The sequence below is a fragment of the Actinomyces sp. oral taxon 180 str. F0310 genome (assembly GCF_000185285.1).
In the GTDB taxonomy this organism is placed as follows: Bacteria; Actinomycetota; Actinomycetes; order Actinomycetales; family Actinomycetaceae; genus Pauljensenia.
Window position 1 is genome coordinate 1983404 of sequence record NZ_GL622194.1, and the last position, 13816, is coordinate 1997219.

The 13816-nt window shown below is 67.3% G+C and carries 12 protein-coding genes, 1 tRNA gene and 1 pseudogene; 10 read left to right on the plus strand and 4 right to left on the minus strand.

What is annotated here, in order from left to right; all coding sequences use genetic code 11:
* The 3 genes from HMPREF9006_RS10925 to HMPREF9006_RS08440 all read left to right on the plus strand — a co-directional run.
* Positions 1–284 (plus strand): hypothetical protein (locus tag HMPREF9006_RS10925; protein WP_009213184.1); only part of this gene is annotated, 284 nt, incomplete at its 5' end.
* On the plus strand, positions 268–441 hold the full coding sequence (locus HMPREF9006_RS08435) for a hypothetical protein (RefSeq protein ID WP_232209862.1): 174 nt from the start codon (positions 268–270) through the stop codon (positions 439–441). The genes HMPREF9006_RS10925 and HMPREF9006_RS08435, both read left to right, overlap by 17 nt.
* A gap of 68 nt (positions 442–509) precedes the next feature.
* Entirely contained in the window at positions 510–1247 is a 738-nt protein-coding gene (locus HMPREF9006_RS08440) for an NAD-dependent protein deacylase (RefSeq protein ID WP_009213185.1), read from the plus strand.
* A gap of 200 nt (positions 1248–1447) precedes the next feature.
* Here HMPREF9006_RS08440 and HMPREF9006_RS08445 read toward each other — a convergent pair whose 3' ends face one another.
* Positions 1448–1792, minus strand: a complete 345-nt coding sequence (locus HMPREF9006_RS08445) for a hypothetical protein (protein WP_034231558.1) — start codon at positions 1790–1792, stop codon at positions 1448–1450.
* Positions 1793–1961: 169 nt separating this feature from the next.
* Here HMPREF9006_RS08445 and HMPREF9006_RS08450 point away from each other — a divergent pair, with 169 nt between their 5' ends.
* The 3 genes from HMPREF9006_RS08450 (at position 1962) to HMPREF9006_RS08460 (ending at position 5276) form a co-directional block, all read left to right on the plus strand.
* Entirely contained in the window at positions 1962–3701 is a 1740-nt protein-coding gene (locus HMPREF9006_RS08450; protein ID WP_034231573.1) for a cytochrome c biogenesis protein CcdA, read from the plus strand.
* A 103-nt stretch (positions 3702–3804) separates the two neighbouring features.
* Positions 3805–4365, plus strand: a complete 561-nt coding sequence (locus HMPREF9006_RS08455) for a sigma-70 family RNA polymerase sigma factor (RefSeq protein WP_009213188.1) — start codon at positions 3805–3807, stop codon at positions 4363–4365.
* Positions 4362–5276, plus strand: coding sequence for an anti-sigma factor (locus HMPREF9006_RS08460; RefSeq protein WP_009213189.1), 915 nt, complete (start codon positions 4362–4364; stop codon positions 5274–5276). The genes HMPREF9006_RS08455 and HMPREF9006_RS08460 overlap by 4 nt, the downstream gene beginning before the upstream one ends.
* A gap of 791 nt (positions 5277–6067) precedes the next feature.
* On the opposite strand, the gene HMPREF9006_RS08465 is transcribed toward HMPREF9006_RS08460, so the two are convergent.
* Positions 6068–6565: a low molecular weight protein-tyrosine-phosphatase gene (locus tag HMPREF9006_RS08465; protein ID WP_009213190.1), complete on the minus strand. Its 498-nt coding sequence runs from the start codon at positions 6563–6565 to the stop codon at positions 6068–6070.
* Positions 6566–6575: 10 nt separating this feature from the next.
* Positions 6576–7058, minus strand: coding sequence for a 5'-methylthioadenosine/S-adenosylhomocysteine nucleosidase (locus tag HMPREF9006_RS08470; protein ID WP_232209879.1), 483 nt, complete (start codon positions 7056–7058; stop codon positions 6576–6578).
* Here HMPREF9006_RS08470 and HMPREF9006_RS10660 point away from each other — a divergent pair.
* Both HMPREF9006_RS10660 and HMPREF9006_RS08480 read left to right on the plus strand, forming a co-directional pair.
* Positions 6960–7265: pseudogene (locus HMPREF9006_RS10660) on the plus strand (fructosamine kinase family protein); the annotation flags it as partial. The gene HMPREF9006_RS08470 and the pseudogene HMPREF9006_RS10660 sit on opposite strands and share 99 nt — an antisense overlap.
* A 160-nt stretch (positions 7266–7425) precedes the next feature.
* Complete coding sequence (locus HMPREF9006_RS08480) at positions 7426–8016, plus strand: hypothetical protein (protein WP_009213193.1); 591 nt, start codon at positions 7426–7428, stop codon at positions 8014–8016.
* A 72-nt stretch (positions 8017–8088) separates the two neighbouring features.
* On the opposite strand, the gene HMPREF9006_RS08485 is transcribed toward HMPREF9006_RS08480, so the two are convergent.
* A complete protein-coding gene (locus HMPREF9006_RS08485; protein WP_009213194.1) occupies positions 8089–9831 on the minus strand; it encodes a pyruvate dehydrogenase in 1743 nt (580 codons plus the stop codon).
* A gap of 141 nt (positions 9832–9972) precedes the next feature.
* On the opposite strand from HMPREF9006_RS08485, the gene HMPREF9006_RS08490 reads away from it, so the two are divergent.
* Both HMPREF9006_RS08490 and rpoB read left to right on the plus strand, forming a co-directional pair.
* A tRNA-Ile gene (locus tag HMPREF9006_RS08490) sits at positions 9973–10049 on the plus strand.
* A 283-nt stretch (positions 10050–10332) separates the two neighbouring features.
* Positions 10333–13809, plus strand: coding sequence for a DNA-directed RNA polymerase subunit beta (gene rpoB / locus HMPREF9006_RS08495; RefSeq protein WP_009213195.1), 3477 nt, complete (start codon positions 10333–10335; stop codon positions 13807–13809).
* The last annotated feature ends 7 nt before the right edge of the window (positions 13810–13816 follow it).

Genomic DNA, 13816 nt, shown 5'->3' on the forward strand with positions numbered 1-13816 from the left:
ACTATAGTATCGATGTAGATGATGAGCTGAGTGACTATGTGGATCTCGATAAGAGAGAAGGCTTGCATGCTCTAGGACAGAATTCCTACTTTGGCGCTGTATTTTTAACCGAAGCGGGTGCGCCTAGCCTTGAGAGTCTAATCAATAGAGAGGGATTTGTGCCAGGTGATACCTTCAAAGAAATACGCAATATTGTTCAGACTGCAGTCCGCCTTAGTGTGCGTGTGCATCATCGTCAGCATCCACATCTACAAAGGCATCATCAGCGTGGCCTCCAATGCTGAGAACGGCTCCTTCCTGGAAGTGAGTCCGATCGGCTCGGACGACCCCCTGGCGTGGCTGGTGGGCAACTACCTTCCAATCCTCATCACGCCGGTGATCCTCATGATGGTGGTCCTCGGGTCGGGCAAGATCGCGAAAGCGATAGCCGGGAGCAGCTGATGCACCGCCGGCGCGCCCAGGCGATGCTACCGTTGCCGTAGGCGGCACCGTGTCCGAAGGGGGCCATCATGAGTGACGACGCGTCCACGCTGGCGCAATGGATCGACGGCTCGCACGACATCGTGTTCTTCGGGGGCGCGGGGGTGTCGACGGAGTCCGGGATCCCCGATTTCCGGGGCGCGAAGGGCTTCTACCACCAGGAGCGCGAGATCCCCCTCGAACGGGTGCTGTCCATAGACTTCTTCTCCGCCTGCCCCGGGGCCTACTACGCCTGGTTCGCCGAGCAGACCGCCCGCGAGGGGGTCGCCCCGAACGCCGCCCACCGTTTCCTCGCCGGCCTCGAGCGCGCCGGGAAACTGAAGGCGGTGGTCACCCAGAACATCGACGGCCTCCACCAGGCCGCGGGCTCCAAGCGCGTGCTCGAGCTCCACGGGAACTGGACGAGGCTGGAGTGCACGGGGTGCGGCGCGCGCTCCACCATCGACGACTTCGACGAGGCCCGGGCCGGGCGCGTGCCCCACTGCCCGTCGTGCTCCGCCGTGGTGCGCCCGGACATCGTGTTCTACGGCGAGGCTCTGGACCCGGCGACGCTGGAGGGGGCCGTCCTGGCCATAGCGGGGGCGGACATGCTGATCGTGGGCGGCACGTCGTTGGCGGTCTACCCGGCGGCCGGGCTCATCGACTACTACCAGGGCGGGCGCCTCGTCCTCATGAACGCGACGCCCACCCCCTACGACGGGCGCGCCGACCTGATCATCCGCGAGCCCATCGGCCGCGTCTTCGCGCAGATCCAGGGGCACGTGTGAGCAGGCGCCACAGTGCGGCCAGAGTAAGTGGCGGCGTGAGGCAGTTTCGCACCCGGTGCCCTCAGCGCTGACTCACGCAACAGCACCCGCTCGCCCCACTGCGCCGCCAGCGCCCATCGATAGGCCCTGGGCGGCGGGACATCACATGGATCAGCCCGCCGCCCTTGGGATTCTGGGACGCCCCGAGCCGCGGCCTACTGCTACCCCTCCTTCCCGTCGTCCATCTTGCCGTCGTCCATCTTGCCGTCGTCCATCTTGCCGTCGTCCATCTTCCCGTCGTCCATCTTCCCGTCGTCCATCTTGCCGTCGTTCATCTTCCCGTCGTCCATCTTGCCGTCGTCCATCTTCCCGTCGTCCATCTTGCCGTCGTCCATCCCCCCCTTCATGCCATCGCCCGACATCGAGTTCTCCATCTTCGTGTCCTGCGTCATCGACGGCGACGACGGGTTCTCCATCTTGTCGTTGGCGGAGTTCCCACAGGCCGCCAAACCAGCGGCGAAGACGACGGACAGGGCGGCTGCCAGAGCCGCGCGGCGAATACTCATTGCGTGATTCCTTCTGTTGACGGGCGCTCCGTTAGCGCCTTCACCCTCCTATTCGGCGCGAACAGCGCCACGGATCACCCAGCCATCAGTGACATACAACACACGACATCCGCTGATCCACGACTGCGACTGCGACGAATCAGGAGTAGCACCACACGAAAGGAGCATCATGACAACCCTGGTCCTCATCGGATTCCTCGGTGGCCTCATCACGGGCATCTCCCCGTGCATCCTCCCCGTCCTCCCCGTCATCTTCATGGCGGGTGGCGCCGCTTCGGCGCGCCCCTCCCCTTCCTTCGCTGTTGCTCCGGGCACCGGCATCTCCCTCGGGGGGACTTCCGGCGCACAGGAAGACCACCGCGCGACACGGCCAGTGCCCCGCGCCCCCTCGAAATGGCGGCCCTACCAGGTCGTCGCGGGACTGGTCCTCAGCTTCACAGCATTCACGCTGCTCGGCTCGACACTGCTCACGGCGCTCCACCTGCCCCAGGACTTCATCCGGTGGGCCGGGGTGGTCCTGCTGGTCCTCATCGGTGTGGGCATGATCGTCCCACGGTTCATGCACGTCCTGGAGAAGCCCTTCGCCGTGTTCTCCAAGGCCGGTAGGCGCACGGGGACCAACGGCTTCGGCCTGGGCATCGTCCTCGGCGCCGCCTACGTGCCCTGCGCGGGACCCGTACTGGCGGCGGTGAGCGTCGCCGGCTCCACCGGCCGCATCGGGGCCGACACCGTGGCCCTGGCGCTCTCCTTCGCCGCGGGCACAGCGATCCCCCTCCTGGCCTTCGCCCTAGCGGGGCGCCGCCTCACCGAGCGCGTCTCCGCGTTCAGCCGCCACCAGCGGCGCGTGCGCATCGCCGCGGGCGCCACCGTCCTGGCGTTGGCCGCCGGGATCGTCACCGACTTGCCCGCCGTTCTCCAAAGGGCGCTGCCCGACTACACGTCAACGCTGCAGCGCAGCGCCGATCCGGGTCTGAGCAGGGGCGGAGGCCAGCGCTCAGCCTGCGTCGACGGCGCGACGACCCTGGCGGACTGCGGCGCGCTCCCCTCCTTGAAACCCACCGCGTGGCTCAACACGGACGGCGGGGCGGCCCCCCAGGGCAGTGGAGCGACCCTGGTCGACTTCTGGGCGTACTCGTGCATCAACTGCCAGCGCTCCATTCCCGGGATCGAAAGGCTTTACGAGGCGTACCACCCCTACGGGCTCCAAGTCATCGGCGTCCACTCCCCCGAGTACGCCTTCGAGAAGGAGACCGCGAACGTCCAATCCGGGGGCGACAAGCTGGGCATCACCTACCCGATCGCCGTCGACTCCGACCTGGAGACCTGGACGGATTTCGACAACCACTACTGGCCCGCCCAGTACCTGGCGGACGCGCACGGGCAACTGCGCTACACGCACTTCGGAGAGGGCGGCGAGGCGACCCTGGAGTCACTGATCCGCCGGCTCCTGGCTGACCAGGGCAACGCGCTACCCGACCCGCTCTTCACCGACGACGGCGTCGAAGGAGTGGCCTTTCACCGCACGCCCGAGACCTACTTGGGCCACGAACGTGCAGCAAGCTTCGCGGGGACGGAGGCCTACTCCGCCGGGACGCGCGACTACGCGGCCCCGGCCTCGTTAGGCGCGGACCGCTTCGCCCTGCAGGGACGGTGGACCATCGGCGCCCAGTCGATCAGCCCCGCCGACGACGAGGCGGAACTGCGCCTCATGTGGCGCGGACGCCGCGTGGACCTGGTGGTCTCGGGCGAGGGCGACCTCACCTGGGAGATGGACGGCCAGTCCCACACCCAGCATGTGAGCGGCACCCCGAACTCGATGACGCTGGTGAGCGGGGACACCGATTCCTCAGGGCTGCTCACCGTCACGGCCAGCAAGGGTTTGGCGCTCTACTCCTTCACCTTCGGGTGACGGCTTGGCCGCGGAGGAACAGGTGGCCTTCGCGGCGTCGCCCCGGCGGAGACCCCGCCCGGCGCCGGGCGTCCCCCGGCGCCGGGCGCCACGGCGTTCTACCATGAGCACCGTGACTGACACCGCCGCACGCGACCTGGGCCGCGAAGACCTGCAGTTGGTCGCCGAAGGGGACAAACGGGCGTTCGCGAGGCTCTACGACGCCTGGGCGCCCACGCTCTTCGCGCTCATCCGCTGCGTCCTCAAGGACCGCGCCCAAGCAGAAGAGGTCCTGCAGGACACGTTCCTCCACGTGTGGAGGCGCGCCCCCTCCTACGACCCCGGCCGCGGCAGCGTCCGCGCCTGGCTCACCACCATCGCCCGCAGGCGGGCCATCGACCGGGTGCGCTCGGCCCAGGCGGCGCGCGACCGCGAACTCGCCTCGCCCCCGGACGTGGACTGGGACCAGACGGCGGAGGAGGCGGAGTCCCGCATCGCGGGTGGAGACGTCCGCCGCGCGCTCGGCTCCCTGGGGGAGCCGCACAAGACCGTCATCCTCCTGTCGTACTTCGGGGGACTGAGCCATTCGAGGATCGCCGACGCGACGGGACTGCCGCTCGGCACCGTGAAAAGCACGATCCGCCAGGCCCTCGCCCGCCTGCGCACCATCTTGGAGGAACGATGAGCGACCACATCTTCGACGACGACGAGACCGCTGCCCGCCTCGGCGCCTCCCTCGCCCCCGTCGAGCCGTCGGCGCGCGTGCGCGGCGCCCTCCTGGCCGCGATCGAGGAGGTCGAGCAGGAGCGGCGGACGGGGGCCCCTGAGGAGGCCGCAGCGGAGGACGGCCCCGGCGCCGGCCCGCGCCTCGTCCGCATGGCGGCGCCCACTGCGGCGGGGGCAGGATCAGAGGCGGGCTCCGGCTCCGGGGTGGCGGCCGATACCGGGGCGGACTCCGGATCCGGAAGCCGCGGAGGTGCCCACGGGAAGGCCCCCGCGCGCGACCGCAGGGCCATCCCCATGTTCGCGCGCGTCCTCGCCGCGGCGGCTGCGGCGGTCGCGCTCTTCGCAGCGGGGATCGGCGTGGGCCGGTGGACCACGATGACCTCAATGGAGTCCACCAGTCACTACGCCGCCCTCAACCAGGCGCAAGACGTACGGCGCTCCACCGACACCATGCCCGACGGACACGTTGTCACCCTCACCTGGTCGCCGGAAATGGGGATGACCGCGATCACCACGCCCTCGGCGCTGCGGGCACCCAAGGGACAGGTGATGCAGGTGTGGGCGCGCCACGGAAACACCGTCGAATCCTTGGGCGTTTACGAGCGGCGGGGCGGGGACTACTCCTTCGTGGACATCATGCCCCAGCCGGGCAGTGAGATCTTCTTGACCTTCGAGCCCCAGGGCGGGTCCGCCCAGCCGACGGGCGAGCCCCTGGTGGTCCTGCGCGTCGGGGCCCCGGACCCGGCCCCCACCCCGGGAGGGGCGCCCACACCGGACAGCGGACCGGCCCCGGGAGGGGCGCCCTCCCCCTCAACCGCGCCCACCTGGGACGGGGGACGATCATCTGACGGGCAATCGGGCGCAGTGTAGACGGCGCCGCGCAGCCCCGTTTTACGCACACAAGGATCGGAATTACGCAACATGCGACCGCGTACAAGGGCGGAATCAAGCCGTTGTATGCGCAGTGTGTTTCGGAAATCAGTCCCCTTACGTGCGTGCCCGACTAGGCCGTGTTGTCTGATTCCGGTCCTTTTGTGTGCGTGGTTGTGGGGAGGGGCTGCGTGTGCGGCTCGTTGTCGATGCTTTGGGCGGCTTCGTACGCTGTGCTGCGGGATTCGCTCGCGGTTGCGCGGCTTCGTGCGCCGCTTCACCACTTAGCCCGCCGTTGCACCACTTAGCGCACCGCTACACCACTTAGGGCTCCACTGCGCCACTTAGGCCCAAATGGGCCCTGGTTCTCCCGGCGTGTCGGGGGCCTAAGTGGTGCGGGCAATGCCCAAGTGGCGCAGACGCGGGCGCGCACCCGGACCCAGGCGCCCTTGGGCCAGGCGCAGCCGTGCCGCCGCACCACAGCCGCGCCCTCCAGTGCCCAGCGGACGACACTGGGGCAGGAAACCAAGCATTGGGGCAGGTTAGCCCTCATTGGGGCAGGTTACTAACCTGCCCGAATGACCTGTTTCCTACCCCAATGCGGAACAACGCTTGCAAAACAGCCCGCCGGGTCGGGTCACCTCGCCGACTGGCCACCTGGTCGGGTCGTCGGGAGCCGAGGCCGCGGCATGGCGGGCGCGAGGCCTGGCGCGGGCACCCCCGCCGGAAGTGGGCCTTGCCGGGGGCACAATACCCGAAAGATCCCACCGCACCTGCACACGCGATACGCCCTAGGGGCGCACGTAGTCGACCAGCGCAGGTGTGGAGCGCTCGATAACGGCCAGGGTGTCCACGAAGTCCCCGTAGTCCCCGTACCAGGGGTCGGGCAGGTCCTTGTCCCGGCCGGGCCCCTCGGGCAGGTGCGCGCACTGGGGGGCGAAGTCGCGGAACATGCGGATCTCCGGCGCCCTCCCGCCGGGGCGGGCGCGGTCGCGCAGCCGCGATAGCGCCGCGTAGTGCGACGACGTCATCGCCAGGACCAGGTCCCAGTCGGCCAGCTCGTCGGCGCGCACCTGCCTGGCGCGGTGGTCGGGGACGCCGTGCCCGTGGGCGCGCAGCACTCGGGCGGCACGGGGGTCGATGGGGTTGCCGTGCTCCTCGTCGGACACGCCCGCGGAGTCCACGCGGACGGCGCCGGAGAGCCCACCGGCCGCCACGGCCTCGTCGAGCACCTGGTGGGCCATCGTCGACCGGCAGATGTTGCCGGTGCACACCATGAGGACGCGCATCGAACCCCCCTCACAGCAGGGCCAGGTAGGCGCGGACGGCCTCGGCGCTGTGGGCGGCCGCGCGTTCGCCGTCCATGTGGAAGGCCTGGTCGGCGCCCGGGCCGCACAGGTCGGACACTGCGCGCAGCGAGATCCAATCGACGCCGCAGTTCCACGCGACCTGGGCGATCGCGCACGTCTCCATGTCCGCGCCCATGGCGTCGGGGAAGCGCTGGCGCATCGGCTCGGCCACCTGCTCGGTGCAGAAGGAGTCCGACGAGACGATCCGCCCGACCCGCACCGGGTGGTTGACGAGGCCGGCCAGGGCGTCGCACCTGGCGGCGGCGCGCTCGGAGGAGGAGTAGTCGACGGGCATCCGGGGGATCTGCCCCAGCGCGTAGCCGAAGGCCGTGGCGTCGGCGCGGCCCGCACCCACGGCGACCTGTGGTCCGGCAACGTCATGTGGACCCCCGACGGGGCGGTCCTCATCGACCCCGCCGCCCAGGGCGGCCACGCCGAGGAGGACCTGGCGGCCCTCGCGGTCTTCGGCTGCCCGCACTACGAACGCATACTCGCCGCCTATAACGAGGCCTCGCCCTTGGCGGAGGGCTGGCGCGAGCGCGTGGCCCTGCACCAGATGCACATCATCATGGTTCACTGCGCCCTCTTCGGTCGCTCCTACGTGCCCGAGGCCGTCTCGATCGCCCGACGCTATAGCTAGAAGGGGATGCCTTCGCGCCGGGCCGGAGTGCATGGCGCGCTCCGACTGACTGCGATACGGCCGATTGTTGACCCCGTGCACGTGCATGCGCGGCGCAAACAACCAACCCGACGACGGATGCGTGATGGTGACGTTTCGACGGGAGTGCTAGTCTGTGTGCATGTTGGTGGCGCTGCGAAAGTATGACACAGCTATCGCATTCGTCTGTGGTGCCTTGATTGTCGCGTTCATCGGTGCGGCATTCACGGTACCGAGCTTCTGGGACTGGCTATGGCAGCGCCACCAGAACCAGCTGAGCTGGTATATTCGGCCGCTTTTCCTCATTCCATTGTGCTGGTTCGCCTACAAGCGCAGCGGCGCGGGGATTATGGCGACGGTGCTCCTCCTCCTCACCAGCATGGGATGGTTTCCCCCACCGCGTCAGGTGAGCCCGCGCGTGCAGCAGTTCCTCCAGTTTGAGCAGCAGTACCTGCAGGGTGATTGGACGCCCGGTAAGGTCCTCCTCACGGTCATGGTTCCACTGTCGTTGGCGGCGCTAGCGGCAGCATTGTGGCGGCGCAATCTCTGGCTCGGTCTAGCGGTCATGGCGCTGATCGCCATTGCAAAATCCCTGTGGAGTGTGGCGTTTGCGGGTGAGGCGGGGGCCTCCGTCATTGTCCCCGCAGTCCTTGGACTTCTCCTGTGCGGCGGGGGCTTGTGGTGCGTGGCCAAGCTCGTGCGTTCGCGGTCCGGCACACGATCCTCACGCTGAACGTGCGCGAGGCTGGGGGCGGGTTGTGTGAACGACCCGACCCCAGCCTCGCCTTCCGGGGCGATGCGCGACCTACAGCCGCGGGATATTGCGCATGTTGGAGGTTGCCATCGAAAATGCCTCGGCGATGCCGCCGTTGAGTACGATCTTGCTCATCGCCGTCGCGAAACCAACCACCTGGCCACCCGTGATGGCCGGAGGCAGCGACAAAGCGTTCGGGTCGGTGATGACCTCGACGAGGGCGGGGCCGGGCGCCGCGAACGCCTCGCGATAGGCGTCCGCCAGGCGTGGCGCATCCTCGACGCGCTCCGCGTGGAAACCAATTGCGCGGGCAATCTCCGCGTAATTTGTGTCGGGCACGTCAGTCTGGAAGTCCGGAATGCCGTTGACCAGCATCTCCAGCTTGACCATGCCCAGCGTCGAGTTGTTGAACACAACCACCTTGACGGGCAGGTTGTACATCTTCGCGGTGATGAGCTCGCCCAGCAGCATCGACAGGCCGCCGTCGCCCGACACGGACACCACCTGACGATCCGGGAACGCAACCTGCGCGCCCAGCGCCATCGGCAGCGCGTTGGCCATGGAGCCGTGCAGGAACGAACCGACGAGGCGACGTGTCCCCAGCGGATCGAGGTAGCGCGCCGTCCACACGTTGCACATGCCTGTATCTGCCGTGACGATCGCATCCTTCGCGGCCGTCTCATTCAGCAGGTGGGCGGCGTACTCGGGGTGGATCGGGCGCATCTTCTCGACGTTGCGCGTGTAGGCGCCCACGGGAGCGTGCATGATCTCCGAATGCTTCTTGATCTTGGCTGTTAGGAAGGCGTCGGAACGATCCTGCCGCAGGTGGGGGAGGAGAGCCTCGATGAAAGGCTTCACTTGGGCGTGAATCGCGAGGCCCACGTCCGTGCGGCGACCCAGCTTCTCGGCGTGCGTATCCACCTGAATCGTGGGGGTGGAGGGCAGGAACTGGTCGTAGGGGAAATCCGTGCCCAGCAGGATCAGCACGTCCGCGTCGCTCATGCCTTCCGCAGCCGCGCCATAGCCCAGCAGGCCCGTCATACCCACGTCGAAGGGGTTGTCGTACTGGATGAAGTTCTTGCCGCGCAGCGAATGACCGATCGGCGCCTTGAGTGCATCCGCCAGCGCGATCACCTCGTCGTGGGCGCCCTCGACACCCGCACCCGCGAAGATCGCGACCTTGTCCGCCTTGTTGAGCAGGGCGGCCGCCTCTTCGATGTCCGCCGCATTGGGGGCCAGCGTAGCGGGGCGAGCAGGCGCGTAGGTGGGAACGTGATCGACGGCCTTGAGGTCGGACACGTCACCGGGAAGTGTTATGACGGCGACGCCGCCCAGGCCAACCGCGTGGCGGATCGCCGAGTTCACGGTGCGCGGCGACTGCGCCGCGGAGGAAATCAGCTCGTTGTAGACCGAGCACTCCTCGAAGATGCGGTCCGGGTGGGTCTCCTGAAAGTACATCGACCCGATCTGGACGCTCGGAATGTGCGAGGCAATGGCCAGGATGGGTGCGCCCGTGCGGTTCGCGTCGTACAGGCCGTTGATGAGGTGAAGATTGCCCGGGCCGCACGAACCCGCGCACACAGCGAGCTTGCCCGTCAGCTGTGCTTCCGCCGACGCTGCGAACGCCGCCGCCTCCTCGTGGCGGACGTGAATCCAGTCGATGCCGCCCTTCTTTGAGCCGCCGGTCTTGCGCACTGCGTCAACGATCGGGTTCAGTGAATCGCCGACGATGCCGTAGATGTGGTGGACGCCCGCGTCGACGAGCTGCCCGACGATCTGTTCTGCGACGTTCATGTCATCTCCTTAATTTGTTTGGGTCAAACCTTGCAAAATCACAATAGGTATGACTAAGGTCCCGTGTCGCTATAGCGTGATCGATGGATCAGCGAGGGGTGTCGGTGGAAGACTCGCGCCTTCCTCCGTTAGGATGGCAGGGCCCCAATAGCTCAGTCGGTCAGAGCAGCGGACTCATAATCCGTCGGTCGTCGGTTCAAGCCCGACTTGGGGCACCAATGACCGGGCGGTGCGATGGGCACGCCCGCCTGTCAGGCGCGAGCACCCTCTTGACGCCAGGAGAGGGGGACACGCCGCCGCGGCCTCGTCCCGTGAATCCCTGCACATAACACAAGCTGCCTTGACTCGCGACGCGACTCACGGTAGCCTGAGTATTTGCGCCTTATCATGCCCGAGGTGACCCGTATCCAGCCGCCGTAACAGGCGCTTGGCGGACCAGGACGCGTCAGATAATGGGGGATAAGGCCGCGTGCGCACCGTAAAAGCAGGGAAGGACCCCCTTTGGCTGCCAACAGCACCGCCAAACAGCCCAGGCACCGCATCTCGTTCGCCAAGCTACACGAACCCCTCCAGGCCCCCAATCTGCTCGGCCTTCAGGTCGAAAGCTTCGACTGGCTGCTGGGCAACGACGCGTGGAAGGCTCGCGTCGAAGCCGCACAGGCATCGGGCCGCAGCGACGTCCCCGACGTCTCCGGCCTCGAAGAAATCTTCCATGAGATTTCCCCCATCGAGGATGTCGCAGGCACCATGAGCCTATCGTTCCACGACCACCGCCTCGAATCCCCCAAGTACTCCATGGAGGAAGCCAAGGCCAAGGACTACACGTACTCCGCCCCCATGTACGTAACCGCCGAGTTCATGAACTATGAAACCGGCGAGATCAAGTCCCAGACCGTGTTCATGGGCGACTTCCCGCTCATGACCCCGCGCGGCACCTTCATCATCAACGGCACCGAACGAGTCGTCGTCTCCCAGCTCGTTCGTTCCCCCGGCGTGTACTTCGAGAAGCTCTCGGACCGCACCACGGACAAGGAGACCTTCGGCGCGAAGGTCATCCCCTCGCGAGGCGCGTGGCTCGAGTTCGAGATCGACAAGCGCGACGCGGTGGGCGTGCGCATCGACCGCAAGCGCAAGCAATCGGTCACCCACTTCCTCAAGGCCATCGGCATGACCGAATCTGAGATTCGCGACACCTTTGCCGCCTACCCGGTCCTCCTCGAAACCCTCGAGAAGGACACGGTGTCCACCCAGGAAGAAGCCCTGCTCGACATCTACCGCAAGCTGCGCCCCGGCGAGCCCGCGAACGTCGACGCCGCCCAGACGCTGCTCAACAACTTCTACTTCGACTCCCGTCGCTACGACCTGGCGAAGGTGGGCCGCTACAAGATCAACAAGAAGCTGGCCATCGAGGCCGACCCCAAGGCCTCGACCCTCTCCCTCGAGGACATCGTCGCCACCGTCAAGTACCTCCTCGCCCTGCACCAGGGCGATAAGGCGTTCGCCGGCACCCGCGGCGGCGAGCCCGTCGAGGTCCGCGTCGAGGTCGACGACATCGACAACTTCGCCAACCGTCGTATCCGCGCCGTCGGCGAACTCATCCAGGGGCAGGTTCGCACTGGCCTGGCGCGCATGGAGCGCACCGTTCGCGAGCGCATGACCACCCAGGAAACGGACTCGATCACGCCCCAGACGCTGATCAACATCCGCCCCGTCGTGGCCGCCATCAAGGAGTTCTTCGGAACCTCCCAGCTCAGTCAGTTCATGGACCAGAACAACCCGCTGGCCGGCCTGACCCACAAGCGGCGCCTCTCGGCCCTCGGCCCCGGCGGCCTCTCACGCGACCGCGCGGGCATGGAAGTGCGAGACGTTCACCCCTCGCACTACGGTCGCATGTGCCCGATTGAGTCCCCCGAAGGCCCCAACATCGGCCTCATCGGTTCGCTCGCGACCTTCGCGCGCATCAACCCCTTCGGCTTCATCGAGACGCCCTACCGCGTCGTCGAGGCCGGCAAGGTCACCGACGAGATCCGCTACCTGACGGCGGACGACGAGAAGGGCCACTTCATCGCCCAGGCCTCGTCCCCGCTGAACGCCGACGGCTCCTTCGCCGAACGCGACGTCCTGTGCCGAGTCGCCGGCGAGGACCCCACCCTGATCGCGCGCGAACGCGTCGACTACATGGACGTCTCCGCGCGCCAGATGGTCTCCGTTGCGGCGGCGTTCATCCCCTTCCTCGAGCACGACGACGCCAACCGAGCCCTCATGGGCGCGAACATGCAGCGTCAGGCCGTGCCGCTGCTCACCACGGAAGCACCCCTGGTCGGCACCGGTATGGAGATGCGCGCCGCGCACGACTCCGGTGAAATGATCCTCGCGGCCCACTCAGGCGTCGTCTCCGAGGTCTCCGCCGACCTGATCGTCGTGTCCACGGACGAGGGCGGCCGCGACTCCTACCGCCTCGAGAAGTTCGAGCGTTCCAACCCCGGTAACTGCACCAACCAGCGCGTTATCGTCGACGAGGGCGACCGTGTCGAGGTCGGAGACGTCCTGGCGGACGGCCCCTCAACCTCCAACGGCGAGGTCGCACTCGGCAAGAACCTGCTGGTCGCCTACATGTCCTGGGAAGGCCTCAACTACGAGGACGCCATCATCCTGAGCCGCCGCGTCGTCGAAGAGGACATCCTGACCTCCATTCACATCGAGGAATACGAGGTTGATGCCCGCGAGACGAAGCTCGGCGAGGAAGAGATCACCCGCGACATCCCCAACGTCTCCGAGGAATCCCTCGCCGACCTGGACGAGCGCGGCATCATCCGCATCGGCGCCGAGGTCACCGCCGGCGACATCCTCGTCGGCAAGGTCACCCCCAAGGGCGAAACCGAGCTGACCAGCGAGGAGCGCCTGCTGCGCGCCATCTTCGGTGAGAAGGCCCGCGAGGTGCGCGACACGTCCCTGCGCGTCCCCCACGGCGAAGAGGGCATCGTCATCGGCGTGCGTGAATTCAACGACGACGAGGACGACCTCAACCCCGGCGTGCGCCAGACCGTGCGCGTCTACGTCGCCCAGCGGCGCAAGATCACGATCGGCGACAAGATGGCCGGCCGTCACGGAAACAAGGGCGTCGTCTCCAAGATCCTGCCCGTCGAGGACATGCCCTTCCTGGCCGATGGCACCCCCGTCGACATCATCCTCAACCCCCTGGGCGTTCCGGGCCGCATGAACGTCGGTCAGGTGCTCGAGTACCACCTCGGGTGGCTCGCACACCAGGGCTGGGATGCCTCGGCGGCCGTCGAGGCGGGCGAGGAGTGGGCGACGCACCTGCCCGCCGACGGCGTCACGACCGAGCCGGGTACGCCCGTTGCGACCCCGGTCTTCGACGGCCTCGAGGCCGACGAACTCGCGGGACTGCTGCGCAACGTCAACCCTAACCGCGACGGCGACGTCCTGACCAACTACGAGGGGAAGGCGCGCCTCTTCGACGGGCGCTCCGGCGAACCGTTCCCGTACCCGATCTCGGTGGGCTACACCTACATGCTCAAGCTCCACCACCTGGTCGACGACAAGATCCACGCCCGCTCCACGGGCCCGTACTCGATGATCACGCAGCAGCCGCTGGGCGGTAAGGCCCAGTTCGGCGGCCAGCGCTTCGGCGAGATGGAGGTGTGGGCATTGGAAGCCTACGGCGCCGCCTACGCCCTCCAGGAGCTGCTGACCATCAAGTCCGACGACACCACCGGCCGCGTCAAGGTGTACGAGGCCATCGTCAAGGGCGAGGACATCCCCGAGCCCGGCATCCCCGAGTCCTTCCGAGTCCTCATCCAGGAAATGCGCTCGCTGTGCCTGAACGTCGAAGCCCTCGACGCGGCCGGCAACGTCATTGACCTGCGCGAACAGGACGAAGACTTCAATGCGCGTGAGGACCTGGGCATCACCCTCGATGCCCGTCCGAACGCTGCGGCGACCATCGATGCGATCTGATAGGGAG